Origin of the sequence: Microbacterium cremeum, from assembly GCF_015277855.1 — a bacterium.
GTDB lineage: Bacteria > Actinomycetota > Actinomycetes > Actinomycetales > Microbacteriaceae > Microbacterium > Microbacterium cremeum.
Genome location: NZ_CP063812.1, coordinates 1,345,809 through 1,371,042 on the forward strand (window position 1 = coordinate 1,345,809; position 25,234 = coordinate 1,371,042).

At 72.0% G+C, this 25,234-nt stretch carries 23 protein-coding genes and 1 tRNA gene; 16 read left to right on the plus strand and 8 right to left on the minus strand.

Features of this window, described 5'->3' with window-relative positions; genetic code table 11:
* Positions 1–59 precede the first annotated feature (59 nt).
* Complete coding sequence (locus tag IM778_RS05915) at positions 60–1,871, plus strand: ABC-F family ATP-binding cassette domain-containing protein (RefSeq protein WP_194411125.1); 1,812 nt, start codon at positions 60–62, stop codon at positions 1,869–1,871.
* A gap of 12 nt (positions 1,872–1,883) precedes the next feature.
* Here IM778_RS05915 and IM778_RS05920 read toward each other — a convergent pair whose 3' ends face one another.
* On the minus strand, positions 1,884–2,387 hold the full coding sequence (locus IM778_RS05920; protein WP_194411126.1) for a MarR family winged helix-turn-helix transcriptional regulator: 504 nt from the start codon (positions 2,385–2,387) through the stop codon (positions 1,884–1,886).
* Between the two features lie 118 nt (positions 2,388–2,505).
* Here IM778_RS05920 and IM778_RS05925 point away from each other — a divergent pair.
* From IM778_RS05925 to IM778_RS05955, 7 genes are all read left to right on the plus strand, one after another.
* Positions 2,506–2,577: transfer RNA gene (locus tag IM778_RS05925), tRNA-Gln, on the plus strand.
* A 1-nt stretch (position 2,578) separates the two neighbouring features.
* Positions 2,579–4,051: a bifunctional UDP-N-acetylglucosamine diphosphorylase/glucosamine-1-phosphate N-acetyltransferase GlmU gene (gene glmU, locus IM778_RS05930; RefSeq protein ID WP_194411127.1), complete on the plus strand. Its 1,473-nt coding sequence runs from the start codon at positions 2,579–2,581 to the stop codon at positions 4,049–4,051.
* Positions 4,026–5,060, plus strand: a complete 1,035-nt coding sequence (locus tag IM778_RS05935) for a ribose-phosphate diphosphokinase (RefSeq protein WP_194411128.1) — start codon at positions 4,026–4,028, stop codon at positions 5,058–5,060. The genes glmU and IM778_RS05935 overlap by 26 nt, the downstream gene beginning before the upstream one ends.
* 127 nt (positions 5,061–5,187) lie before the next feature.
* The gene (locus tag IM778_RS05940; protein ID WP_194411129.1) at positions 5,188–5,670 is read left to right on the plus strand and encodes an FMN-binding protein; all 483 of its coding nucleotides are present in this window, start codon (positions 5,188–5,190) and stop codon (positions 5,668–5,670) included.
* 2 nt (positions 5,671–5,672) lie between these two features.
* Complete coding sequence (locus IM778_RS05945; RefSeq protein WP_228484774.1) at positions 5,673–6,608, plus strand: FAD:protein FMN transferase; 936 nt, start codon at positions 5,673–5,675, stop codon at positions 6,606–6,608.
* Between the two features lie 9 nt (positions 6,609–6,617).
* The gene (locus tag IM778_RS05950; RefSeq protein ID WP_194411130.1) at positions 6,618–6,830 is read left to right on the plus strand and encodes an MOSC domain-containing protein; all 213 of its coding nucleotides are present in this window, start codon (positions 6,618–6,620) and stop codon (positions 6,828–6,830) included.
* 1 nt (position 6,831) lies between these two features.
* Positions 6,832–8,397, plus strand: coding sequence for an FAD-dependent oxidoreductase (locus tag IM778_RS05955; protein ID WP_194411131.1), 1,566 nt, complete (start codon positions 6,832–6,834; stop codon positions 8,395–8,397).
* A 191-nt stretch (positions 8,398–8,588) separates the two neighbouring features.
* Here the strand turns inward: IM778_RS05955 and IM778_RS05960 are convergent, their stop codons facing one another.
* Both IM778_RS05960 and IM778_RS05965 read right to left on the minus strand, forming a co-directional pair.
* Positions 8,589–10,190 (minus strand): sensor histidine kinase, encoded by a 1,602-nt coding sequence (locus tag IM778_RS05960; RefSeq protein WP_194411132.1) that lies wholly within the window; start codon positions 10,188–10,190, stop codon positions 8,589–8,591.
* On the minus strand, positions 10,187–10,915 hold the full coding sequence (locus IM778_RS05965; RefSeq protein ID WP_194411133.1) for a response regulator transcription factor: 729 nt from the start codon (positions 10,913–10,915) through the stop codon (positions 10,187–10,189). Before IM778_RS05965 ends, IM778_RS05960 begins: the two co-directional genes overlap by 4 nt.
* 210 nt (positions 10,916–11,125) lie before the next feature.
* On the opposite strand from IM778_RS05965, the gene IM778_RS05970 reads away from it, so the two are divergent.
* Complete coding sequence (locus IM778_RS05970; RefSeq protein WP_194411134.1) at positions 11,126–12,598, plus strand: ABC transporter permease; 1,473 nt, start codon at positions 11,126–11,128, stop codon at positions 12,596–12,598.
* 73 nt (positions 12,599–12,671) lie between these two features.
* Positions 12,672–13,397, plus strand: coding sequence for an ABC transporter ATP-binding protein (locus IM778_RS05975; RefSeq protein WP_194411745.1), 726 nt, complete (start codon positions 12,672–12,674; stop codon positions 13,395–13,397).
* A 2-nt stretch (positions 13,398–13,399) separates the two neighbouring features.
* Here the strand turns inward: IM778_RS05975 and IM778_RS05980 are convergent, their stop codons facing one another.
* Entirely contained in the window at positions 13,400–14,389 is a 990-nt protein-coding gene (locus IM778_RS05980) for an SDR family oxidoreductase (protein ID WP_194411135.1), read from the minus strand.
* 107 nt (positions 14,390–14,496) lie between these two features.
* On the opposite strand from IM778_RS05980, the gene IM778_RS05985 reads away from it, so the two are divergent.
* A complete protein-coding gene (locus IM778_RS05985; protein ID WP_194411136.1) occupies positions 14,497–15,822 on the plus strand; it encodes an FAD-binding oxidoreductase in 1,326 nt (441 codons plus the stop codon).
* Between the two features lie 56 nt (positions 15,823–15,878).
* Here the strand turns inward: IM778_RS05985 and gndA are convergent, their stop codons facing one another.
* Positions 15,879–17,324 (minus strand): NADP-dependent phosphogluconate dehydrogenase, encoded by a 1,446-nt coding sequence (gene gndA, locus IM778_RS05990; RefSeq protein WP_273541862.1) that lies wholly within the window; start codon positions 17,322–17,324, stop codon positions 15,879–15,881.
* Positions 17,325–17,620: 296 nt separating this feature from the next.
* Here gndA and IM778_RS05995 point away from each other — a divergent pair, with 296 nt between their 5' ends.
* Positions 17,621–18,127, plus strand: a complete 507-nt coding sequence (locus IM778_RS05995; protein ID WP_228484775.1) for a gluconokinase — start codon at positions 17,621–17,623, stop codon at positions 18,125–18,127.
* A gap of 25 nt (positions 18,128–18,152) precedes the next feature.
* Here the strand turns inward: IM778_RS05995 and IM778_RS17870 are convergent, their stop codons facing one another.
* Positions 18,153–18,275 carry a hypothetical protein gene (locus IM778_RS17870; protein WP_273541856.1) on the minus strand — a complete coding sequence of 41 codons (123 nt, stop codon included), beginning with the start codon at positions 18,273–18,275 and terminating at the stop codon, positions 18,153–18,155.
* Between the two features lie 259 nt (positions 18,276–18,534).
* Between IM778_RS17870 and IM778_RS06000 the strand changes: the two genes are divergently transcribed.
* Together IM778_RS06000 and pth are read left to right on the plus strand one after the other, a co-directional pair.
* Entirely contained in the window at positions 18,535–19,188 is a 654-nt protein-coding gene (locus IM778_RS06000) for a 50S ribosomal protein L25/general stress protein Ctc (protein WP_194411138.1), read from the plus strand.
* A gap of 86 nt (positions 19,189–19,274) precedes the next feature.
* Positions 19,275–19,859 carry an aminoacyl-tRNA hydrolase gene (pth, locus tag IM778_RS06005; RefSeq protein WP_194411139.1) on the plus strand — a complete coding sequence of 195 codons (585 nt, stop codon included), beginning with the start codon at positions 19,275–19,277 and terminating at the stop codon, positions 19,857–19,859.
* 18 nt (positions 19,860–19,877) lie between these two features.
* Here the strand turns inward: pth and IM778_RS06010 are convergent, their stop codons facing one another.
* Positions 19,878–20,600: a hypothetical protein gene (locus IM778_RS06010; RefSeq protein ID WP_194411140.1), complete on the minus strand. Its 723-nt coding sequence runs from the start codon at positions 20,598–20,600 to the stop codon at positions 19,878–19,880.
* Between the two features lie 57 nt (positions 20,601–20,657).
* Between IM778_RS06010 and mfd the strand changes: the two genes are divergently transcribed.
* Positions 20,658–24,299 carry a transcription-repair coupling factor gene (gene mfd / locus IM778_RS06015; protein WP_194411141.1) on the plus strand — a complete coding sequence of 1,214 codons (3,642 nt, stop codon included), beginning with the start codon at positions 20,658–20,660 and terminating at the stop codon, positions 24,297–24,299.
* A 49-nt stretch (positions 24,300–24,348) separates the two neighbouring features.
* Positions 24,349–24,948, plus strand: coding sequence for a gamma carbonic anhydrase family protein (locus IM778_RS06020; RefSeq protein WP_194411142.1), 600 nt, complete (start codon positions 24,349–24,351; stop codon positions 24,946–24,948).
* A gap of 91 nt (positions 24,949–25,039) precedes the next feature.
* Here the strand turns inward: IM778_RS06020 and IM778_RS06025 are convergent, their stop codons facing one another.
* Entirely contained in the window at positions 25,040–25,210 is a 171-nt protein-coding gene (locus IM778_RS06025) for a hypothetical protein (RefSeq protein WP_194411143.1), read from the minus strand.
* Positions 25,211–25,234 lie beyond the last annotated feature (24 nt).

A 25,234-nucleotide genomic window follows, 5' to 3' on the forward strand; every position in this document is an offset into this window, starting at 1 on the left:
CGCCCGCACCTGGACGAGGGTGAGGGCGACGCCCGCGACTCGCCTAGCCTTGAGGGGACATGGCACATCTGCTCGGGGCTGAAGCCCTGCACCTGGAGTTCCCGACGAAGGTCGTCTTCGACCGCGTCTCGCTCGGCGTCGACGAGGGCGACCGCATCGGCGTGGTCGGCCGCAACGGCGACGGCAAGTCGAGCCTGCTCGCGATGCTGGCGGGCCGGCTCGAGCCGGACTCCGGCCGCGTCACGGTGCGTGGCGGCGTGCGCGTCGGCGTGCTCGACCAGGCCGACACCCTCGACGACCGTCTGACCATCGCCGAGGCCGTGGTCGGCGATCAGCCGGCGCACGAGTGGGCCGGCGACCCCCGCACGCGCGACGTGATCGCAGGTCTTCTCGGCGACCTGGACTGGGACGGTCCGGTCACGGGCCTCTCGGGCGGGCAGCGCCGCCGCGTGGCGCTGGCCGCGCTGCTCGTCGGCGACCACGACGTGATCTTCCTCGACGAGCCGACCAACCACCTCGACGTCGAGGCCATCGCGTGGCTCGCCGACCACCTCAAGCGGCGCTGGCCGGCGAACCAGGGCGGACTCCTGGTCGTGACGCACGACCGCTGGTTCCTCGACGAGGTGTGCACGGCCACGTGGGAGGTGCACGACCGCATCGTCGAGCCGTTCGAGGGCGGGTACGCCGCGTACATCCTGCAGCGCGTCGAGCGCGACCGGCAGGCGGCGGCGATCGAAGCCCGCCGCCAGAACCTCGCGCGCAAGGAGCTCGCGTGGCTGCGCCGCGGCGCGCCGGCGCGCACCTCGAAGCCCAAGTTCCGCATCGACGCCGCGAACGCGCTCATCTCGGACGTACCCGAGATCCGCGACAAGACCGAGCTGCAGTCGCTCGCCGTCTCGCGCCTGGGCAAGGACGTCGTCGACCTCCTCGACGCGTCGGTGGCCTACGACGGCCGTGAGGTGCTGCACCCCGTCGAGTGGCGCATCGCGCCGGGGGAGCGCACCGGCATCCTCGGGGTCAACGGCGCGGGCAAGTCCACGCTGCTCGGGCTCGTCTCGGGCGACGTCGAGCCCACCTCGGGCCGCGTCAAGCGCGGCAAGACCGTCAAGGTCGCGACGCTGTCGCAGCGCCTCGACGAGCTCGAGGACCACCTCGAAGACCCGGTGCGCATCGTCATCTCGCGCCTGCGCACGACCTACACGTTCGGGGCGGGATCCAAGGCTCAGGAGCTCACTCCGGGCCAGTTGCTGGAGCGCATGGGCTTCCAGAGCGCGCAGCTGTCGACCCCGGTCAAGGACCTCTCGGGCGGCCAGAAGCGTCGGCTGCAGCTGCTGTTGATCCTTCTCGAGCAGCCCAACGTGCTGATCCTCGACGAGCCCACGAACGACCTCGACACCGACATGCTCGCCGCGATCGAGGACCTCCTCGACTCGTGGCCGGGCACGCTGCTCGTGGTCTCGCACGACCGCTACTTCATCGAGCGCGTCACCGACCAGCAGTACGCGATCCTCAGCGGTCACCTGCGCCATCTCCCCGGCGGCGTCGACGAGTACCTGCGCCTGCGCGAGCGGGAGCGTTCCGCGCACGACGTCGCGAAGGCGGCGGATGCCGCATCCGCCGCGGCCTCCGCCCCTCCGGCGTCGTCGCTGAACGGCGCCGAGCTGCGCGCCGCGCGGAAGGAGGTCACGGCGCTCGAGCGGCGCCTCGAGAAGCTCGAGGCCCAGATCTCGGCCGCCCGCACGGCGCTCGCCGACCACGACCAGTCCGATTACGTCGGCCTCGGCGCCGAGATGGCGAAGATCACCGAGCTCGAGAAGGAGCGCGACGGCGTCGAGGAGCGCTGGTTCGAGCTGACCGAGCAGCTCGGCTGATCGCGCCGCGGCTCACGCGGTGGTGTCGAAGCCGAGGCTGAGCTTGCGCAGCAGGCCCGCGAGGCGTTCGCGATCGGCGCGCGACAGCGCGTCCAGCAGCAGGGCCTCGGCGTCGACCAGGCGCGTGATCGCGGCATCCACCCGGATCCTCCCCTCGTCGGTGAGGGTGACCAGGATGCTGCGGCCGTCGCCGGGGTCGGCCTCGCGGCGCACGAGCCGGCGGCCGACGAGCCGGTCGATGCGGTTGGTCATGGTGCCGCTCGAGACCAGGGTCTGCTGCAGCAGCTGCTTGGGGCTCAGCTGGAACGGCTCGCCCGCGCGGCGCAGCGCCGAGAGCACATCCCACTCCCACGGCTCGAGCTCGCTGCGGCGGAAGGCGTCGCGCCGGGCGCGGTCGAGGTGGCGCGAGAGCCGGTCGACCCGCGAGAGCACGCCCAGCGGCGAGAAGTCGAGGTCGGGGCGCTGCGTCGTCCAGGCCTCGACGATGCGATCCACCTCGTCGCTCTGCGCCGTCATGTCCCCATTATCGTGGCGCGCGCCGCTTCGACCCGCTCAGCGACCTCTCGGGGCTCAGTGACCCATGGACGGTCTGGCAGACTTGACGGGCGGCCACCGGGGCTCCGGAGGGCCGCGGTCCGCCGTGGTGTAATGGCAGCACGACAGCCTTTGGAGCTGTGAGGTCTAGGTTCGAGTCCTGGCGGCGGAGCATGACCGAGACCCTCTCCTCCCGTCTGGCCGTCGTCGTCCTCGCAGCGGGCCAGGGCACGCGCATGAAGTCGCGCCTGCCCAAGGTGCTGCATCCGATCGGCGGCCGCCCGCTGGTCGGCCACGTGCTCGAGACGGCACTGGCCCTCGAGCCCGAACGGGTCGTCGTCGTGGTGCGCCACGAGCGCGACCTCGTCGCCGGCGCCGTGACGGATGCCGCTCCCGGCGTGGTCGTCGTCGACCAGGACGACGTGCCGGGCACCGGCCGGGCGGTCGAGGTCGCCCTGGACGCGCTCGACGCCGACTTCCCGGGCGATGTGCTCGTGCTCAGCGGCGACGTCCCGCTGCTGGAGGCCGATACGCTCGCGTCGCTGCTGCGCACCCACCGCGACTCCGCCGTCGCGGCGACCGTGCTCAGCGCGACGCTCGACGACGCCACCGGCTACGGGCGCGTCATCCGCGATGCCGACGGCACCGTGTCGCGCATCGTCGAGCAGAAGGACGCCACCGAGGCCGAGGCATCCGTCACCGAGATCAACGCCGGGGTGTACGTCTTCCGGGCTCCCGCATTGCGCGCGCACCTGTCGCTCGTGGGCACCGCGAACGCGCAGGGTGAGAAGTACCTCACCGACGTGGTGGCGCTGCTGCGCGCCTCGCGTCTGGCCGTGGCCGCCTCGCCGGCACCCGATGCCGCGGCCGCCCTCGGCGTCAACGACCGCGTGCAGCTGGCCGAGGCGGCGCGCCTGCTGAACGCGCGCACGGTCCGCCGCTGGCAGCTCGAGGGCGTGAGCATCCAGGATCCCGCCACGACGTGGATCGACGTGCGGGCGACGCTCGCGCCGGACGTGACGGTGCTGCCCAACACGCACATCCTCGGGGCGACCACGATCGCGGAGGGCGCGACCGTGGGTCCGGATACGAGCCTGATCGACTGCGAGATCGGAGCCGGTGCCACCGTGCGTCGCGTCGAGGCGAACCTCGCCGTCGTCGGCGACGGCGTGAGCGTCGGACCCTACACGCACCTGCGTCCGGGCACGGTGCTCGGCGAGGGGGTGAAGGTGGGCTCGTTCGTCGAGACCAAGAACGTCCGGGTCGGCACCGGCACCAAGGTGCCGCACTTCATCTACCTCGGCGACGCCGAGGTCGGCAGCCACGCGAACCTCGGCGCCGGCACCATCACCGCCAACTACGACGACGTGGACAAGCACCGCACCCTGATCGGCGACGAGGTGCACACCGGCTCGCACACCGTGCTCGTCGCGCCCGTTAGGCTGGGTGACGGCGCGAAGACGGGGGCGGGGGCGGTCATCCGAAAGGATGTGCCGGCCGGTGCACTCGCCTTGAGCGTGGCCCCTCAGCGCAACGTCGAGGGGTGGGTCGAGAAGAACAGACCGGGTACGGGCGCTGCGGACGTCGCGGCGAAGGCTCGGTCCGCACAGAAGGCGGACGATGGGGCGCAAGAAGAAGACCGTTGAGCTCGACCGGGCGAACGACATCGCCCCCGGGCTCGTCGCCAAGACGAAGAAGCGCCTCGTCATCGCGCGGGGGAGTTCGCATCCCGAACTCGCCACGGAGGTCGCCGAGCACCTGAGCACCGAGCTCGTGCCGACCGAGTACCGCACGTTCGCCTCGGGTGAGATCCTCACCCGGTTCGAAGTGTCGATCCGCGGCTGCGACCTCTTCCTCATCCAGAGCTTCGGCCCGCCGGTCAACGAGTGGATGATGGAGACCCTCATCATGCTCGACGCGGCCAAGCGCGCGTCGGCCAAGCGCATCACGGTCGTCGCGCCGTACTTCCCCTACTCGCGGCAGGACAAGAAGGGCCGGGGGCGCGAGCCGATCAGCGGCCGCCTGGTCGCGGATCTGTTCAAGACCGCCGGCGCCGACCGCGTCATGAGCGTCGACCTGCACGCGGCGCAGATCCAGGGCTTCTTCGACGGGCCCGTCGACCACCTGTTCGCCAAGCCCGTGCTGCTGGAGTACTTCGAGCGCACGCTGGGCGCGCAGGACCGCGAGCTTCTCACGGTGGTCTCGCCCGACACCGGGCGCGTGCGTGTCGCCGACACGTGGTCCGACAGTCTGGGCGCACCGCTCGCGATCATTCACAAGCGTCGCGACCCGAACGTCGCGAACCAGGTCACGGTGAACGAGATCGTCGGTGAGGTCGACGGCCGGGTGTGCCTTCTCGTGGACGACATGATCGACACCGGCGGCACGATCGTCAAGGCCGCCGAGGCGCTCAAGGCGAACGGCGCGGTCAAGGTCATCGTCGCCGCGACGCACGCGATCTTCAGCGACCCCGCGGCGCAGCGCCTGCAGAGCGAGGCGATCGACGAGGTCGTCGTGACCGACACGATCCCGATCCCCGACGCCAAACGGTTCCCGAGCCTGACGATCCTGCCGATCGCTCCGCTGCTCGCCCGCGCCATCCACGAGGTCTTCGAGGACGGCTCGGTCACGAGCATGTTCGACGGGGCGGCCTGACGCCGGGCGCGACCGGGGCCCTCGTGGCCCGATCACCCCTCGCCGCGCTCAAAGGCTCCTCATAGGAGCGGTTGCGAGGATGCCCCACGACGCGCTGCGTCGACCCCCACGAGCCAGGAGGACCTTCATGATCCGCACCGCACTCGCTTCCCGTCCCGCCCGCGCCGGCGCCGTGCTCACCGCGGCCGCCGGCATCGCGCTGCTCGCCGGCTGCGCGCCCGGCGACTCCAGCGCCGCGGACGACGCCCCGGCCGACTCGGGCTCCGGCTCCGGTGCCGGTTCCGGCTCCGGTTCCACGGACTCCGGCGCCGGCACCTACGCCGACGGCACCTACACGGCCGACGGCTCGTACGCGACGCCTGAGTCCGTCGAGAAGATCACCGTCACGGTCACCCTCGAAGACGACGTCATCACGTCGGTCGAGGTCACCGGAGACCCTCAGAAGAGCGAATCCGAGCAGTACCAGGGCCAGTTCATCGGCGGCATCGCAGAGGTCGTCGAGGGGCAGCACATCGACGACATCCAGGTCAGCCGCGTCGCCGGCTCGTCGCTCACCAGCGGCGGATTCAACGACGCGATCGAGACGATCAAGGCCGAAGCGGCGGGCTGACCGTGGCGGGCGATCCGGCGTCGTGGCGTTTCGACGCGATCGGCACGACGTGGGAGATCGTCACCGCTGCACCGCTGGACGAGGCTGCGCGCGCCGAAGTCGGCGCGGTGATCGAAGCGTTCGACCGCACCTGGTCGAGGTTCCGAGCCGACTCGTCCGTGCGCGCCCTCGCACGCGCCGCGGGCGCGGTGCCCGCCCCTCCCGACGCCGGGCCCCTGCTCGACGCGTACGCCGCGCTCTCGGACGCCACGGACGGCGCCGTGAACCCTCTCGTCGGCGCGTCGCTCGAACGGCTCGGCTACGACGCCGACTACTCCCTGCACGACCGGCTCGCCGCGCACGGCCCGCGCGCGGCTCCTGAGCGCTGGCGCGACCTCGTGCGGTGGCACGGGGGAGTCCTCGAGGTGCGCGAACCGGCGCTCGTCGACGTCGGCGCACTCGGCAAGGGCCGCCTCGTCGACCTCGTGCTCGGGGTCGTGCGGCGCGCGGTGCCCGGCGACGCGATCGTCGACGCCGGCGGCGACCTGGCTGTGCGCGGGCGTGCGCAGCGCATCGGACTGGAGCATCCGTTCGACCCACGTCGCGCGATCGGGGTGTGGGAGGTGACGGATGCCGCGCTGTGCGCGTCGGCGACCAATCGGCGCGCGTGGCCGTCGGCGACGGGGACGCCGCTGCACCACGTGCTCGACGCGCGCACGGGCCTTCCGGTGCGCACGATCGCGGCGACGTGGGCGACCGCTCCCGACGCGATGAGGGCGGATGCCGTCGCCACTGCGCTGTTCTTCGACGGCGGCCCGCGCCTCGCGCGAGAGTGGGGCGTGGAGTGGGTGCGCATGACGACCGACGGCCGGGTCGAGTGGTCGCCCGGGTGCGTTGCCGAGCTGTTCGTGCGCGGGGAACGGGCGGCCCCGGACCGCGCCGGCTTCGCGAGCGAATAGCCTGGAACGGTGACCGACTCTGCCGCAGGACGCGTGGTCGCGGTGGCCCGCGATGACGAGCATCGATTCAGCAAACCGACCCGGGAGAGCATCACGCTCGTCGCGGGCATCGGCGTCGAGGGCGTCATGTCGATCGTCCTGCGGGGCGGCGACGTGCGCCCGGGCGACGGCATCCGCGTCATCCCGCCCGCCGGCGCCGACGAGCCCCTCCAGGCGGTGTGACGTGCTGAGCACCCTCACCGCGGCGTGGAACCGCGTCTTCGCCGTGCTCGGCCGCGTCTCGATGTACCGCCTGGTGTATCTCGCGCTCGCCGCACTCGCCGTGATCTCGCTGCTGCTGTCGTTCTTCGGCCTGGTCGGGCCCGATCCGCTGCAGCTGGTCGTGACGCTCATCGTGCTCGTGGCGGTGTGCGCCGGGGTGGATGCCGCGGCCCAGCGCGTGCTGAACCTGCCGTGGCGCATCGAGTCGTCGCTCATCACGGCGCACATCCTGCTGTTCGTGCTGCGGCCGACGCTCGAGCTCACCGGTCTCGCAGGCATCGCGATCGCCGGAGCCGTCGCGTCGCTGTCGAAGTACCTCCTCGCGTGGCGCGGCCGCCACATCTTCAACCCGGCGGCGGTCGGTGCGACCGTGCTGACGCTGCTGAGCGTCGCGTGGCCGGCGCTCGGCGCGTCGTCGTGGTGGGTGGGCACGCCCGCGCTCGCCGGGCCCGTGATCGTACTGGGCGTGGCGGTGCTGGTACGCACCGAGAAGCTGCGGGTGGTCGCCGGCTTCGTCGTGATCGCGGTGGCCGTCGCGGTCGTCCGCACCTCGATCCAGTACCAGGATGCGGGTCTCGACGTCGAGCTGTTCGAGATCCTGTGGCCGGTGCTGTGGTCGTCGCCGTTCCTGTTCCTCGGCGCGTTCATGCTCTCGGAGCCCCTCACGCTGCCCCCGCGTCGCTGGCAGCAGTTCACCGTCGCGGCGGTGGTCGGTGTGCTGGCGGGGTGGCCGATCCCGGTCGGCGACATCTCACTCGGTCAGGAGCGGGCGCTGCTCATCGGCAACCTCGTCGCCTTCGCGTTCGCGGTGCGCACCGCGGTGCGGCTGACGCTCGTCTCGCGCGCGCAGCCGACCCCCACCGTCCGCGAGCTGACGTTCCGCGTGCAGGACCGGCTGTCGTTCCGCCCCGGGCAGTACCTCGAGCTCGAGGTGCCGCACCGGCACCCCGATGCCCGCGGCACGCGGCGCGAGTTCAGCATCGCGTCGGCGCCCGAAGACCTTCCGATCCTCAAGGTCGCCTTCAAGGAGGGCGGCGGCTCTCAGCCGCAGAGCTCGTTCAAGAAGGCGCTCGCGGCGGTGGGGGAGGGCGACCGGCTCGCGATCACCGGTGTGTGGGGCGACTTCCTGCTGCCCACGCGCGACACCGCGCCGATCCTCATGGTGGCGGCCGGCATCGGCGTGACCCCGTTCGTCTCGCAGCTGCGTCACGCCCGCCTCGCCGGGCGTGACCGCGACATCGTGCTCGTCTACGTCGCGTCCGACGGCGCGGACCTGGCATACCGCGACGAGATCGAGGCATCCGGTGCCCGCGTGATCGTGTTCACGCGCACGCGTCCCGACGACCTCCCCGCCCACTGGCAGTGGGCGCAGGGCGTGCGCCTGGACGCGGACGGTCTGCTGCGGGTCGTGCCCGACATCGGCGCCCGGCACGCGTACATCTCGGGTCCTGCGGGGCTCATCGCCGACCTCGCGCCCGCGCTCGAGCGCGCGCGGTCGATCACGACCGACGCGTTCAGCGGCTACTGATCCGAGCGCGCGGGTGGGACGTTTCGTCTCGCTCCGCTCGCTCAACGACCGGGATTCGCCGATTGCGCGCGGGTGGGGACGTTTCGTCTCGCTCCGCTCGCTCAACGACCGGACCCGCTGAACGGGCGCGGGTTCCGGTCGTTGAGCGAGCGAGGGACGAGCGAGACGAAACGCGCGGTGCCTGCCGGCACTCAGTCCGTCGGCGCCGGATCGGCCGGACGCGCGGGCAGGCGCACCTCGAACGTGGTGTCGCCCGGGTCGCTCGCGACCGAGATCGAACCGCCGTGCGCCTCGACGATCGCGCGGGCGATCGACAGCCCCAGACCCGTGCCGCCGGTCTGCCGCGCACGCGAGCGGTCGCCGCGGGCGAAGCGTTCGAACAGCTCGTCCCTCACCGCGGGGTCGACTCCGGGTCCGTCGTCGTGCACGCGCAGCACCGCGGTGTCGCCTTCGCGGGCGACGCCGACGGTCACGGTGGTGCCCTCGGGCGTGTGCGTGCGCGCGTTGGCGAGGAGGTTCGCCGCCACCTGGTGGAGGCGGCCGCTGTCGCCGGCGATCAGCACGGGCTCGTCTCCGACCTCGAGCACCCACGTGTGGCCCGGGCCGGTGGCGCGCACATCGCCCACCGCGTCGATCGCGAGCCGCGTGAGGTCGACGGTCCCGAAGACGAGCTCCTGGCCCTCGTCCAGCCGCGCGAGCAGCAGCAGATCCTCGACGAGCGAGGTCATCCGCAGCGACTGCGCCTGGATGCGTTCGAGCGACTCCTCGGTGTTCTCGACGGTGGCGCTGTCGGTGCCGGCGCGTTCGCGGGCGGGACGCCCCGTCCGCTGCGCCTGTCGGAGCGCGCGCAGCGACAGCTCGGAGTAGCCGCGGATCGAGGCCAGCGGCGTGCGCAGCTCGTGGCTGGCGTCGGCGACGAACGAGCGCATGCGCTCCTCGTTGCGCTGACGCACCGCGAGCGACTCGTCGACGTGGTCGAGGAGGGTGTTCAGCGCCTCGCCGACCTGACCAACCTCGGTGCGGGGATCGGCCTGGGCGGCGGGAACCCGCTCGGCGATCGACACCGCGCCCTGGTCGAGCGGCTGCCGCGACACGCGGGCGGCGGTGTCGGCCACCGCGCGCAGGGGCGCGAGACCGGCGCGGATCGTCCAGGCGGTGGCCGCGGCGAGCAGGACCAGTCCGCCCGCCGTGAGCAGTCCGATCGTGGTGAGCATCTGGCCGATCGTCGCCGCGACCTTGTCGCGCGCGACGCCGACCACGACCACCGACTGGTCGGCGGGGCCGGTGCGCTCGCCGTCGACGCGGAACGTCCCGATGTCGTCGATCGTGACGACGAGCGGGCCTTCTTCGGGGATGCTCGTGATGAGCTGCGCGATCTGGTCCTCGGAGAGGGGGATGACCGACCCGTCGTCGTCGGTGTAGGCCGCGGTCGGCAGCCCGGGGACGGTCTGCACCGCGAACAGCGTGCCGGGGGCGACCGGCTGCTGCGCCAGGATCTCCTCCGCCGTCATGCCCGCCAGCAGGAACGGCCGCGCCGCGGCGGCCATGCGCTGCGCCTGCGCGCGGAGGTCGCTGGTGAGTCCCGCCTCGAGCACGTTGCCGAGGATCGCGCTGGTGGTGACGCCCACGAGCACCAGGATCAGCGAGGTGATCGAGACCACCGTCGCGATCAGCTTGCGCTGCAGCGTCCACGGAGTGCGCCGGGGGAGTGCGTCGCCGTCGTGCGCGCCCGCGGCGGGTGCGGCATCCGTCGCCTTCCGGCCCGCCGGTGCGGGCGCGGGCTCGCCCGTCATTGCGGGGCCTTGATCATGTAGCCGACCCCGCGCACGGTGTGGATGAGCGGCTCACGGCCCGCGTCGATCTTCTTGCGCAGGTACGAGATGTACAGCTCGACGACGCTGGACCGGCCGCCGAAGTCGTAGTTCCACACGCGGTCGAGGATCTGCGCCTTCGACACCACGCGACGCTGGTTGCGCATGAGGTAGCGCAGCAGCTCGAACTCGGTGGCGGTCAGTTCGATCTCGTCGCCGCTGCGCTCGACCTCGTGGCTGTCCTCGTTGAGCGTCAGATCGCCCACGCGCAGGATCGGCTCGGCGCCGGCGGCGTGCGCGGTGCCGGCCCGGCGCATCAGTCCCCGCAGCCGCGCGACGACCTCCTCGAGGCTGAACGGCTTCGTGACGTAGTCGTCGCCGCCGGCGGTGAGTCCGGCGACGCGGTCGCTCACGGCGTCCTTCGCGGTGAGGAACAGCACGGGCACGTCGTCGCCGGACTGCCGCAGCCGCTGCAGCACGGCCATGCCGTCGAGGTCGGGCATCATGACGTCGAGCACCATCGCGTCCGGGCCGAACTCGCGTGCCGCCTGCAGGGCCTCGAAGCCCGAGCCTGCGGTCCGCACCTCCCAGCCCTCCATGCGCAGCGCCATCGACAGCAGGTCGGTGAGCATCTGCTCGTCATCGACCACCAGCACGCGCAGCGCAGAGCCGTCGGGGCGGAGGAGGGCAGGGGCGGGCGTGGTCATGCGTCCCATTGTGGCCGCCTACCTATGGACTTCCTATGGAGGCCGCTATGCACTCGCTGGGAGAATCCGGTGCCCGCCCCCGGGGGGCGAGGTCCCGATGACGACGGATGCTTCCTCATAACGTCTTCATAGCCCTCCCTGGTGCTGCGCATGAGAGCGATCCGTAGCTTCCTGCCGACGGCCGGCAACGTGCCCGCCGGGAGGAGACCCATGTACATGACCTATCTGCGGCGGGAGCTGGCCGGCCGCAAGAAGCAGACGATCATCGTGGCCGCCGGCCTCGCGATCGCGATCGCCCTCGTGATGATCGTGAACTCGCTGGCCGCCGGTGTGCGCGATGCGCAGGCTGATGCGCTGGAGTCGGTCTACGGCGTCGGCACCGATCTCACCGTCTCGGGCGCGATGGCCGAGCCGGGTCAGGGCGGCGCCCGATTCGACTTCGCCGAGGACGGCGGCGAGACCGCCGAGGACGGCACCACCGAACTCAGCCAGTCGCGTCTGGTGAGCGAGCCGATGCGCAGCACCCTCGACGCCTCGACGCTCGACACCGTCGCCGGCGTCGACGGGGTGGGGGAGGCATCCGCCGCCCTCAGCCTCACCAACATGACGTTCTCGGGCGAGCTGCCCCCTCGCCCCGAGGACGGCGGCGGCGACGTCATGGTCGCCCCGCAGGAGCAGAGCAACGGTGAGGGCGGCGCGACCTTCGGCGGCGGCGCGTTCGACATCGAGTCGTTCTCGGTGCTGGGCATCGACCCGTCGGCCGCGGCGGTCGGCCCGCTGTCGGCGGTCGAGGTGACCGACGGACGCGGGCTCGAGACCTCCGACGCCGGCGAGGACGTCGCCGTCCTCGACGCCGCCTACGCCTCGACCGAGGAGCTCGCCGTGGGCGACACGATCGACATCGGCGGCGCGGACTTCGAGGTCGTCGGCATCGTCGGGTCCACATCGGACGAGGCCGACACGGCGTCGAACGCGTACATCCCGCTCGACGTCGCGCAAGAGCTGTCGGGACTCGGCGACGTCGTCTCGACCGTGTACGTGCAGGCCGAGTCGTCCGACGCGATCTCGTCGGTGCAGGCGGCGCTCGAGGACGAGCTGCCCGACGCGACCGTCAGCTCGCAGGCCGACCTCGCCTCGACCGTATCGGGCTCGCTGTCGAGCGCCTCGGCCCTCATCACCAACCTCGGCACGTGGCTGTCGCTCATCGTGCTGGCCGTCGCCCTCGTGCTCGCGGTGCTGTTCACGATCTCGGGCGTCTCGCGGCGCACGCGCGAGTTCGGCACGCTCAAGGCGATCGGGTGGTCCAACGGCCGCGTCGTCGGCCAGGTCGCGGGGGAGTCGCTCGTGCAGGGGCTCATCGGCGGGGCGGCGGGCCTCGTCATCGGGTTCGCGGGCATCGTGGCGATCAACCTCGTCGCACCGACCATCTCGACCGCGCCGGCGGATGCGTTGAGCCGGCCCGGTGGCGAAGGCGGGCCGATGGTCAGCGGTCCCCTGGTGAGCACGTTCGCTCCCGGTGGCATGCAGACCGCGGCCGACATCGTCCTGCAGGCGCCCGTCACGCTGTGGGTCGTCGTCGCGGCGGTCGGCATCGCGGTGCTCGGCGGCCTGGTCGCCGGCGCGTTCGGCGGCTGGCGCGCGGCCCGGCTCAGCCCGGCCGAAGCGCTGCGATCGGTGGGGTGAGGCATCCGTGTCCGAGAGCTTCACCGCCCCCACCGCCACAGCATCCACCTCCACCACGACGGGAGAGCACGACATGACCATGATCGACACCACGGCCGGAGCGGTTCCGGATGCCGCGCCCCCGGTGCTGTACCGGCTCGAAGGCGTCACGCGCACCTACACCCAGAAGGGCCGCATCGTGAAAGCGCTCGCCGGCGTCGACCTCACGATCGCGGCGGGCGACTTCGTCGCGATCCAGGGTCCGACCGGAGGCGGCAAGTCCACCCTGCTGCAGCTGCTCGGCGCCCTCGACCGGCCGTCGACCGGCTCGCTGCACCTGGGCGAGCTCGACATCGCGACGGCGAGCAACCGGGAGCTCGGACGCATCCGGGCCCACGAGATCGGCTTCGTGTTCCAGGGGTTCAACCTCATCCCGACGCTCACGGCGCACGAGAACGTCGACATGGCGCTCGAGCCGCTGGGCCTGTCCTCGGCCGAGCGCGCCCACCGGGTCGCCGAGGCCCTCGCGCACGTCGGCCTCGCCGAGCGCGCCGACCATCGTCCGGGCGAGCTGTCGGGCGGGCAGCAGCAGCGCGTCGCGATCGCGCGGGCGATCGTGAAGCGCCCGCGGGTGCTGCTGGCCGACGAGCCGACGGGCAACCTCGACGAGAGCATGCGCGACGAGATCCTCGACGTGCTGCAGGCGCTCCACAGCGAGGGGCTCACGCTCATCGTCGTGACCCACGACTCCGCGGTCGCACGCCGTGCGAGGCGACGGCTGCGCCTGGACCGTGGTGCGGTGCACGACCTCGTGCGCTGACGCTACCCGGCGGCGCGGGCGTGGGCCGCGATGCGATCGAACACCGCATCGAGGTCCGCGTCCGCGCGCTGTGCGTCCGGATGACCGTCGTAGTACGCGAGGATGCGGCGGGCGCCCTCGTCGAACGTGATGGTGGTGCGGAACTCGGGCACGAGGGTCGTCACCTTGGCGTTGTCGAACACCATCGAGTGGGCCTTGTCGCCGAGCAGCCCGGGCCCGAGCCCGGGCTCGAACGCCGCGATCGTCTCGGAGGCGACGTGCACGAGATCGGGCGATGCGACCCCGGCCGCGTCCGCCAGCCAGCCGTAGATCTGGTTCCACGTCGGCGCGTGCGACCCGGTGATGGTGAACGCCTCACCGATCGCGGCCGGGTTGCCGAGCAGCCCGGTGAACGCCACGGCGAAGTCGTCGGAGTGCGTGATCGTCCACAGGCTCGTACCGTCGCCGTGGACGATCACCGGCCGGCCGTCTCGCATGCGCGCGATATCCGTCCAGCCGCCGAGGGTCGGCAGCAGGCGTTCGTCGTAGGTGTGCGAAGGCCGCACGATCGTCACCGGCAGACCGCGCTCGCGGTGTGCGGCGACGAGGACGTCCTCGCACGCGATCTTGTCGCGCGAGTACTGCCAGAACGGGTTGCGCAGGGGTGTCGACTCGGTCACCGGCAGCCGGCGCGGCGGCTTCTCGTATGCGGATGCCGAGCTGACGAAGACGTACTGCCCGGTGCGGCCCTCGAACAGCTCCAGGTCGGCGCCGACATGCTCGGGCGTGAAGGCCAGGAACTCCGCGACGACGTCGAACCTCTCGCCGGCCAGCGCCGCGCGGACCCCCGCGGGGTCGCGGATGTCGGCCTGGATGAGCCGCACCTGCGGCGGCAGCGGCCGGCGAGCGCCGCCGCGGTTGAGCACCGCGACCTCGTGGCCCCGGGCGAGGGAGCGGCGGACGCACGCCGCGCTGATGGTCCCGGTTCCGCCGATGTAGAGGATGCTCGCCATGGCGACGAGCCTACGGCGAGACCCGCTCGCAGGACGACGGTATTCCGCGCCTCGCTGACGGCGAACACCGTGTCGCGGTGTCGCCGGGTGGTCCTACTCTGACGGTTATGACTCTCGACGAGCTCACCGCCGCCATCGGCGGGACCATCATCCGTCCGGGCGATTCCGAGTGGGAGGCCGCCCGCAGATTCCATTCCGGCATCGGCGAACCCGCCGTCGTGATCCGCGCCTCGAGCGTCGACGACGTGCGCGGCGCCCTCCGCTACGCCGCCGCGGAGCGGCTCGACGTCATGGTCCGCAGCGGTGGCCACAGCGCCTGGGGGCAGGTGCCGGGCGGGGTCACCATCGACATCTCGGCTCTCGACGACGTCTCGATCGACGGCACCCGCGTGAGCGTGGGCGGTGGCGCGCAGTGGGGCGCGATCGCGCGGACCCTCGGCGCCCACGGTCTCGGACTCAGCTCCGGCGACACCGCGTCGGTCGGTGTCGGCGGACTCACCCTCGGCGGGGGCATCGGCTGGATGGTGCGGGCGTGGGGCCTGGCGTCCGATCAGCTGGTCGGCGCCCAGCTCGTGACGGCTCGCGGCGACGTCGTCGAGGTGTCGGCTTCGTCGCACCCCGACCTGTTCTGGGCGCTGCGCGGCGGCGGCGGCAACTTCGGCGTCGTGACCCGGTTCGACTTCGAGGCGCACCCGCTCGACGGCGTCGTGCATGCCGTCTTCGGGATCGACGGCGACGCGGCGCCCGCGCTGCGCGTGCTGGCCGATCTCATGAAGACCGCGCCGCGCGAGCTCACCGTGACCTACATGGACGTGCCGCCGATGGATCCGAACGCTCCCGCGGGGGCGATGATCTCGGCCGTCTGGATCGGCACCGACGAAGAGGCCGCACGACGCGCACTGGCTCCGCTGCGGGACGCGCCGGGGATCATCGAACGCGAGATCGGGGTTCAGCAGTACCCCGACATCCTGCTCCAGACGCCCGAGTTCGATCCCGAGCACCCGATGCCCGGATTCGTCGGCGGCAACACGCTGCTGCGCGAGCTCGGCGACGACCCCATCGATCGGCTGGTGGCCTTCCGTGCGCAGAATCCGGCCTCGGTCGTGCTCCTGCGCTCGCTCGGCGGCGCGTACGGCGACGTCGCGCAAGACGACTCGCCCTTCCCGGCACGCGACGCGACGTGGTTCGCGATGGCCGGCGCCTTCGACATCCCCGGCATGCTCGACGACGCAGGGCGCGCCGCGGCCACGGCCGCGTGGGATGCCATCGAGGCTCTCGGCGCCGGCGTCTACGGCAACTTCACGACCTCGACCGATCCGTCGATGGCCGAGCGCATGTACCCGCCTGCGACGATGGCCCGCCTGTCGGCGATCAAGCGGGAATGGGATCCGGGCAACGTCTTCTGCCGCAACCACAACGTGCGACCCGTCTGACGACGCGACGACGGGCTCGGCGGACGCACGTGCGCCCGCCGAGCCCGTCGGTCGTGTCAGTGGGTGTCTTCGGCTTCGATCTCGGTGCGGTCGCCCGACCACAGGGTGTGGAAGGTGCCTTCCTTGTCGATGCGCTTGTAGGTGTGGGCGCCGAAGAAGTCGCGCTGGCCCTGGATGAGCGCGGCGGGGAGGCGCTCGGCGCGCAGGCCGTCGTAGTACGCCAGCGACGACGAGAACGCGGGGGCGGGGATGCCGACGTTCGCGGACGTCGACACGATGCGCCGCCACGCGGCCTGGGCGCGGGTGAGCGCGTCGACGAAGTACGGCGCGGCGAGCAGCACCGGCAGGTCGGGAGCCTCGGCGTACGCGTCGGTGATGCGGTTGAGGAACTGGGCGCGGATGATGCAGCCGCCGCGCCAGATCTTCGCGATCGCGCCGAGGTCGATGTTCCAGTCGTACTCGGCGGCGCCCGCGCGGATCTCGTCGAAGCCCTGGCTGTAGGCGACGATCTTCGACGCGTACAGGGCCAGGCGCACGTCCTCGATGAACGCGTCGGCGTCGTCCGCGAAACCCGGTTCCTGAGCCTGCGGAAGGCCGGCGGGACCGGGGAGCTCGCGCGACACCTCGCGCTGCTCGGGATGCGAAGACAGCGATCGGGCGAACGTGGCCTCCGCGATGCCCGACACCGGGACGCCCAGCGACAGCGCGGTCTGCACCGTCCACGCGCCGGTGCCCTTGGCTCCGGCCTGATCGACGATGACGTCCACCAGCGGCTGTCCGGTGGCGGCGTCGACCTGACGCAGCACCTCGGCGGTGATCTCGATGAGGTACGACTCCAGCTCGCCGCGGTTCCACTCGGCGAACACCTCCGCGATCTCGGCCGGCGTCTTGCCGGTGCCGCGGCGGATCAGGTCGTACGCCTCGGCGATCAGCTGCATGTCGGCGTACTCGATGCCGTTGTGCACCATCTTCACGAAGTGCCCGGCGCCGTCGTGGCCGACGTGCGTCACGCACGGCTCGCCCTCGGCGACCGCGGCGATCGAGCGGAGGATCGGTCCGAGGGTGATCCAGGACTCGTCGGAGCCGCCGGGCATCAGCGACGGGCCGAGCAGCGCGCCCTCCTCGCCGCCCGAGACGCCCATTCCGACGAAGTTGATGCCGGTGTCGCGCACCGCCTTCTCACGGCGGATGGTGTCGGTGAACAGTGCGTTTCCGCCGTCGACGATGATGTCGCCGGGCTCGAACACCTCCACGAGCGCGTCGATGACGGCATCCGTCCCCGCGCCCGCCTTGACCATGATGACCGCGGTGCGCGGCCTCACCAGCGACGCCGCGAACTCCTCGTACGAGAACGCCGGCACGAAGCCCGCCTCGGGGTGGGTCGCGACCAGCTCATCGGTCTTGGACCGCGATCGGTTGAACACCGCGACGGTGTTGCCTTCGCGCGATGCGAGGTTGCGGGCGAGGTTCGAGCCCATCACGGCCAGGCCCACCACGCCGATGTTCGCGGTCGCGGCGACGACACCTTCCGGACCCTCCGCCTCGGGCGTCGGACGGGCGACGTCCTCGGGTGCCGGAGCCGCCTCGTGCGCGGTCGTCGCCTCGTCGGGCGCCTGGTCCTGGTCGGTCGAGATGTTCGTCTGGGCCTGCTCGCCGGCCGGCGAGGAGTCGTTCGAAGACACGCATGCTCCTGAGATCGTGGGACACATCCAGCCTAGAGTCTGACCCATGCGTGTTACGTCGCGTGGCGGGGTGCTCACGGCCTCGCGCGCGGGATTGTGAGGGTAGCGTGGCTGCCGTGGCTGAGGCATCCCGGATCGTCGTGATGGGTCCGAGCGGATCGGGCAAGTCCGTCGTCGGTGCCGTGCTGGCGACGCGGCTCGGCCTCCCGTTCGTCGATGCCGACGACCTGCACCCCGACGCGAACATCGACAAGATGGCGGCGGGGACGCCCCTCACCGACGACGACCGCGGGCCCTGGCTCGACATCGTGGCCCGCACGCTGCGCGACGCCGCGCCGGGAGCGGTGGTCGCGTGCTCGGCGCTCGCCCGCCGCTATCGCGATCGGATCCGGGCGGGAGCGTCCGACGTGGTCTTCGTCGAGCTGACGGTGTCGGCAGACGAGCTCGCGCGGCGCATGACCTCTCGCGAGCACTTCATGCCGTCGTCGCTGCTGGCCTCGCAACTGGCCGCTCTCGAGCCGCTCGCCGACGACGAGGACGGCGTCGCGGTCGTCAACGATCGGCCGCCGATCGAGGTCGCCGACGAGGCGATCGCGCGACTGCGGGCCGCGCGCGGGGCCTGACCGACCCCGGCTCCCGGCGGCCCGTTCAGTCCTTGCGGTAGGCCTGCCGGCCCAGGCCCCAGAACGCCAGCACGGTCCCGAGGGCGCCGAGCGCCGCCATCGCGCCGATGAGCCACAGCAGTGCGTGGGTCAAGAAGCCGTATTCCATGGGATCCTCCGTCGGCGGGTTCGTAGACGTGCGTTCCTCAGCGTACCGGCGGCGCTGGTAGACTCGTGTCGAACTTCGGCGAGGGATGCCTCGCGCCCGCGGGTCGCTGCGGGCTCAGGCATCCGTGATCGACGCGGTGAAGCAGGCCCCGTTGGCTTCCTCACGCGTGCGCGTTCGAGTCGAGACAAACCCACATACCCCGGGCCCGCCACCGCGCAGCCCCATGATGAACGGGCACCCGTGCCCGGAGGAGAACCCCATGTCGACTGAACCCGACACCAAGGTCCACGCCGAGCTTCGCGAGAACTTCGGCAAGGGCTTCGCGCGCCGCCTGCGCGCCGCCGGCAAGATCCCCGCCGTCATCTACGGTCACGGCACCGACCCGGTCCACGTCGCGCTGCCCGGCCACCAGACCGCGCTGCTCATCCGCCGTGCGAACGCGGTGCTCGAGCTCGACGTGAACGGCACCCACCAGCTGACGCTGGTCAAGGACGTCCAGAAGGACCCCGTGCACCAGATCATCGAGCACATCGACCTCCTCGTGGTCAAGAAGGGCGAGAAGGTCCAGGTCGAGGTGCCGATCGTCGTCGTGGGCGAGCCGTTCGCCGGCACCATCGCGAACCTCGACGCGCAGACCATCGCGCTCGAGGTCGAGGCGACTCACATCCCCCAGAACATCGAGGTCGACGTCGAGGGCCTCGAGGACGGCACGCACATCACCGCGGCCGACCTGAAGCTGCCCAAGGGCGCCGCCCTGGCCGCCGACCCCGAGGTCCTGGTCGTCGCGATCTCGGTTCCGGCCGCCACGCTCGCCGCCGAGGACGAGATCGCCGAGGCCGACGCCGAGGTCGCCGCCGAGCAGGCCGAGGCTTCGGAGACCGCCGAGATCTCCGACGAGGCTGCGGCCGAGTAAGCCTTCCGAACGCTGGGACGAGGGGGTGCGGATGCCGCGCCCCCTCGTCTCGTCTCTGCGAGGGCCCGTCGGGCAGGATGGATGACATGGCACAGGCGTGGCTGATCGTCGGGCTGGGCAATCCCGGACCGCGATACGAACTCACCCGTCACAACGTCGGGCAGCTGGTCGTCGACGAGCTGGCCGCGCGCCGCGGCGAGTCCTTCCGGGCGCACAAGGCGAACGCCCGCGTCGTCGAGACGTGGCTGCGCCCGGGCGGGGCGAAGCTCGTGCTGGCCAAGCCCAACACCTTCATGAACGTCTCGGGAGGCCCGGTCGCGGGGCTCGCGAAGTTCTACGGCGTGCCGCCGGAGCACGTCGTCGTGATCCACGACGAACTCGACATCCCGTTCGACACGATCAAGCTCAAGGCCGGGGGCGGCCACGGCGGGCACAACGGCGTACGCGACGTCGCGAAGGCCCTCGACTCGAACGCCTTCTCGCGCGTTCGCGTGGGCATCGGTCGTCCGCCCGGCCGCCAGGATCCCGCCGACTGGGTGCTCGATCCGTTCGGGGCGACGGAGCGCAAGAACCTGCCGATCCTCCTGGGCGATGCCGCCGATGCCGTCGAGCAGCTCGTGGACGAGGGACTTCTCGCCGCGCAGCAGAAGCACCACGCGCCGCGCGTCTGAGGGCGGGTGTCGGCGGGATCAGCCGCCGATACCGCTGCCGGAGGCGAATCCTGCCGTGAGGAAGCCCTGCACCACGACGCCGAACACGATGGGGCCGAGTGCGGCGATGACGACGGCGCCGATGCCGGCGCCCCGTCCTCGTCGCGTGACGATGGCGACGATTCCGAGCACGAGCGCCGTGATGCCGAGGATCGTGCCGGCCCAGAACGAGACCTCGCCCAGCAGCACCCAGTCGCGCACCGGTGCGAGGACCGACCAGTCGAAGTCGACGTCGAGCGCGCGCATCGCGATCTCGCGGCCGGTGCCGAGGCCGATGTTGAAGCTCGCGAGGGCCGCCGTGACGCCGGCGCCGACGACGGCCAGGAGCGCGAGGACCAGTGCCGCGACTCCCAGGCCTGCCCGCTGGGGCGGTGCCGCCGCAAATGCGGGGCCGGCCGGCGGATACGCGGATGCCGGGGCGTGCGCTCCGGGGCCGGCCGGGCCTGCCGCGTATCCGGGCCGCGGCGCGTATCCCGGCGGCGGGGCGTACACGGGGTGTGCGCCCGGTGCGCGTCCGTACGGAGCAGGAGCCGCGGGTCCGGTGGTTCCCGGGTCCGGCGCGGGGACGCCGAACGGCGCGGCGCCGGGCGGAGCCCACGCGCCGGCAGTCCCTCCGGCCGGAGCCGTGGGGCGCGCGGGCCCAGCCGCGGGAGGCGGCGGCGGCTCGGTCGCGGAAGGGTCGGCGTGCTCGGGGTCGGTCACGGCATCATCCTAGGAGCCCGCGGGCCGCATGTCGGCGTCGCGACATAGACTCGTGCGGTGACAGTTCCCGGGATAGTGCGCGCCCTCGAACAGGCTGAACCCTTCCGGGATGCGGTGGACGCGGCATCGGTCGATGCCGACTTCTCGCTCGTCGAGGGTCTCGACGCGCCCCTGCTCGCGGCGCTGATCGAGCGCCGGCGCGCGGCGGGCAGGCCGCCGGTGATCCTGCTCGTCGCGCCGACGGGGCGCCGGGCCGAGTCGCTCGGGCCTGCCGTCGGCGCCCTGCTGCCCGGCGCGGAGGTGCTCCACTTCCCGGCCTGGGAGACGCTGCCCCACGAGCGGCTCAGCCCGAGCGCCGAGACTGTCGGCGCCCGGCTGGCCATCCTTTCGCGGATCGCCCGCTGGGACGCCCAGACCCCCCTCGTGATCACGGCGTCGGTGCGCGGGGCGATTCAGCCGCTGGCGGCGGGCCTCACCGACGTCCCGCCGGTCGAGCTCGCGGTGGGCGAGCGGGGGCACGACCTCGGCGAGGTGTCGGCGCGGCTGGTCGAGCTGGCCTACCACCGGGTCGACATGGTGTCGCGGCGCGGCGAGTTCGCGCTGCGCGGCGGCATCCTCGACGTCTTCCCTCCCACCGCACCGCACCCCTACCGCATCGAGTTCTTCGGCGACGAGGTCGATCAGATCCGCGCGTTCTCGGTGGCCGACCAGCGCTCCCTGCCCGACGACGTGCCGGGCGTGACGCTGCTGCCGAGTCGCGAACTGCTGCTGACCGCCGCGGTGCGCGGGCGCGCGCGGCAGCTGCGCGACGAGTTCCCCGGCCTCACCGGGATGCTCGAGAAGATGGCCGAGGGCATCCCGGTCGAGGGCATGGAGTCGCTCCTGCCCGCGGTCGTGGACCGCCTGGTGACGCTCGTGGACTACCTGCCCGAGGCTGCCGCCGTCGCCCTGGTCGAGCCCGAGCGAGCGGTGACGCGGGCGCTCACCCTCGGTGAGACGAACCGCGAGTTCCTGGATGCCGCGTGGAGCGCCGCGACCGCGGGCGCGAAGACCCCGGTCGACCTCGGCGCGGGTGACTTCCTCACGCTTCCGGCGCTGCGCGCGGCGACCCACGACCGCAGCGGCGTCTGGTGGACGTTCAGCCCGTTCGACTCCGGACACGCCGCCGACGCCGCCGCACTTCGACAGGCGCGGGAGGCGGGGGAGTCCGCCGCGGACGACATCGACGTCGCGCTCGAGGCGGCCGCGGCGATCCGGCTGCCGGGGAGCGCCGTGCCGTCGTTCCACGGCAACGTCGAGGGGGCGACAGAGCACGTGGGCGCGCTCCTGGCCGACGGCTGGCGCGTGGTGGTGGCGGCATCGGGAGCCGGACTCGTCGAGCGTGCGCGCGACGTGCTCGCCGAGCGCGGGATCGCGGCCCGCAAGGTGGGTGAGGTGCTGCACGCCCCCGAGCCCGGCATCGCGCACGTCGTGCTGTGCGAGCTCGAGCGCGGCTTCGAGGTGCCCGACGCCAAGCTCGCCGTGCTGACCGAGTCCGAGTTCTACGGCCGCACCATCGGCGGCGACCAGCGGGTCGTGAAGAAGCTCGCGTCGCGCCGCAAGGCGGTCGTGGACCCCCTGCAGCTGAAGGCCGGCGACTACGTGGTGCATGCGACCCACGGCATCGGCAAGTTCGTCGAGCTGACCCAGCGCGAGGTCTCGACCGGCGGCCGCAACGCGATCAAGAGCGTGCGCGAGTACCTGGTGCTCGAATATGCGCCATCCAAGCGCGGCTACCCGGGCGACAAGCTCTTCGTGCCGACCGACCAGCTCGACCTGCTGTCGCGCTACGTGGGCGGCGAGGCGCCCGCGCTGTCGAAGATGGGCGGCAGCGACTGGGCGCAGGCCAAGAGCAAGGCGCGCAGGGCCGTGCGCGACATCGCGGTCGAGCTGGTCAAGCTGTATTCGGCCCGCATGGCCGCGAAGGGCCACGCGTTCGGACCCGATTCGCCGTGGCAGCGCGAGCTCGAAGAGGCGTTCCCGTTCGCCGAGACGCCCGACCAGCTGCAGACGATCGACGAGATCAAGGCCGACATGGAGAAGCCGGTCCCGATGGACCGGCTGCTGTCGGGCGACGTCGGATTCGGCAAGACCGAGGTGGCGGTGCGCGCGGCGTTCAAGGCGATCCAGGACGGCAAGCAGGTCGCGATGCTCGTGCCCACGACGCTTCTGGTCAAGCAGCATCTCGAGACGTTCACCGAGCGCTTCGCCGGGTTCCCGGTGAAGGTCAAGGCGCTCTCGCGCTTCCAGACCGACAAACAGGCGCGCGAGGTCGTGGCGGGGCTCGCCGACGGCACGATCGACATGGTGATCGGCACGCACCGCATCCTCACCGAGAAGATCCACTTCAAGGACCTCGGGCTCATGATCATCGACGAGGAGCAGCGCTTCGGCGTCGAGCACAAGGACCAGCTGAAGAAGCTCAAGACCAACGTCGACATCCTCGCGATGAGCGCCACCCCGATCCCGCGCACGCTCGAGATGGCGGTCACCGGCATCCGCGAGATGTCGACGCTGCAGACGCCCCCCGAAGACCGGCATCCGATCCTCACGTACGTCGGAGCCCGCAACGACAAGCAGATCGCGGCCGCGATCCGGCGCGAGCTGCTGCGCGAGGGCCAGGTGTTCTTCGTGCACAACCGGGTGTCGTCGATCCAGCGCGTCGCCGCGCAGCTGGCCGAGCTGGTGCCCGAGGCGCGCATCGCCGTGGCGCACGGCCAGATGGGCGAGCATGCCCTCGAAGAGGTCGTCGACGCGTTCTGGGAGCGCCGCTTCGACGTGCTGGTGTGCACCACGATCGTCGAGACGGGCCTGGACATCTCCAATGCCAACACGATCATCATCGACCGTGCCGACAAGTACGGCCTGTCGCAGCTGCACCAGCTCCGCGGCCGGGTCGGGCGCGCCCGCGAGCGCGCGTACGCGTACTTCCTGTACGACGAGCAGAAGCCGCTGAGCGAGACCGCCGCCGACCGCCTCGAGACGATCGCGGTGAACAACGACCTCGGATCCGGCATGCAGGTGGCCCTCAAGGACCTCGAGATCCGCGGCGCCGGGAATCTCCTCGGCGCCGAGCAGGCGGGTCACATCGCGGGCGTCGGCTTCGATCTGTACCTGCGGATGATCGGCGAGGCCGTCGCGACCTTCCGGGGCGAGCAGACCGAAGGGCCGACCGAGCTGCGGCTCGAGCTGCCGGTGCAGGCCCGCATCCCCGAGTCGTACATCGACAGCGAGCGTCTGCGCCTGGAGGCGTACCAGAAGCTCTCGGCGGCGGCATCCGTCACCGCCAAGCCCGACGCGATCGACCTCGTCGTCGAGGAGCTCGCCGACCGCTACGGCGAGCCGCCCGCAGCGGTCGAAGGCCTGCTCGCGGTCGCACGGCTGCGTCGCCGGGCCGGACAGGCGGGGCTCGCAGACGTCGTCGCCATGGGTCCGAACCTGCGCCTGGCGCCCGCGAACCTGCCCGACTCCATGCGGGTGCGCCTGCAGCGGCTCTACCCGAAGGCGAAGCTCGTCTCCGGCGGAGAGGCCATGGTGGTGCCGCTGCCGACCGCGGGCGGCGAGCCCGTGGCCGACGCCGACCTCATCGCCTGGGTCGCCCGGCTGCTCGATCAGCTCTGGCCCGATGCGAGCGAGGCAGGACCCGCGGCCAGGGGCTGACCGCCGAGCGCCGGCGCACGCGCTACGCTGGCGCGCACGAGGAGGACCGATGCGATTCGAGCACCTCGGGGCCCAGCCCCGCATCCACCCCGACGCGGTCGTCGCCGCCACCGCGGTGATCAGCGGCGACGTCGAGATCGGCGCGAACTGCCAGATCCTCCACGGTGCCGTCATCACGGCGGAGGGCGGGGCCATCACGCTCGGCGAGGACGTGATCGTGATGGAGAACGCGCTCATCCGCGCGACCGCGACGAACCCGGTGCACATCGCCGACCACGTCCTGGTCGGGCCGATGGCGAGCGTGTCGGGTGCGACCGTCGAGACGGAGGTCTTCCTCGCCACGGGCACCCGCGTGTTCAACGGCGCGCGCATCGGGGCGCGCAGCGAGGTGCGCATCAACGGCGTCGTGCATCTGCGCACGACGCTGCCCGCCGAGTCCACGGTGCCGATCGGGTGGGTGGCGGTCGGCGATCCGGTGCAGATCCTCTCGCCCGACCGGCACGAAGAGATCTGGGCGGCTCAGCGCGAGCTCGATTTCCCCGGCTACGTCTTCGGCCTCGACCGCGACACCCCCGACCTCATGGTGCAGCTCACGGAGCGCTACGGGCGCAGCCTCGCGCGCCACGCCGAGGACCGGCGCGTCGACTGAACGGTCCCCACGGCCCCTCCACGCGCCGCTGACGCGTGGCGCGGAGCCTCGGGCCGCCCGGCCGCGGGCCGCGGCATCCGTCATTCCACCGTCAGTCCCAGTGCAGGCCGCAGTCGGGGCAGGCGAACTCGAGGCGTTCGACCCAGCCCCCGTCGAGCTCGGCGCGACGGTCGAGGTCCACGGCGAACCAGCGGGGTTCGACCGCCCGCACTTCGAGGGAGCCGCACGCGGGACATGCTTCGGCGACGATCATCCGTGCCATGCCGCCACGGTAGCCCCGCGCCGC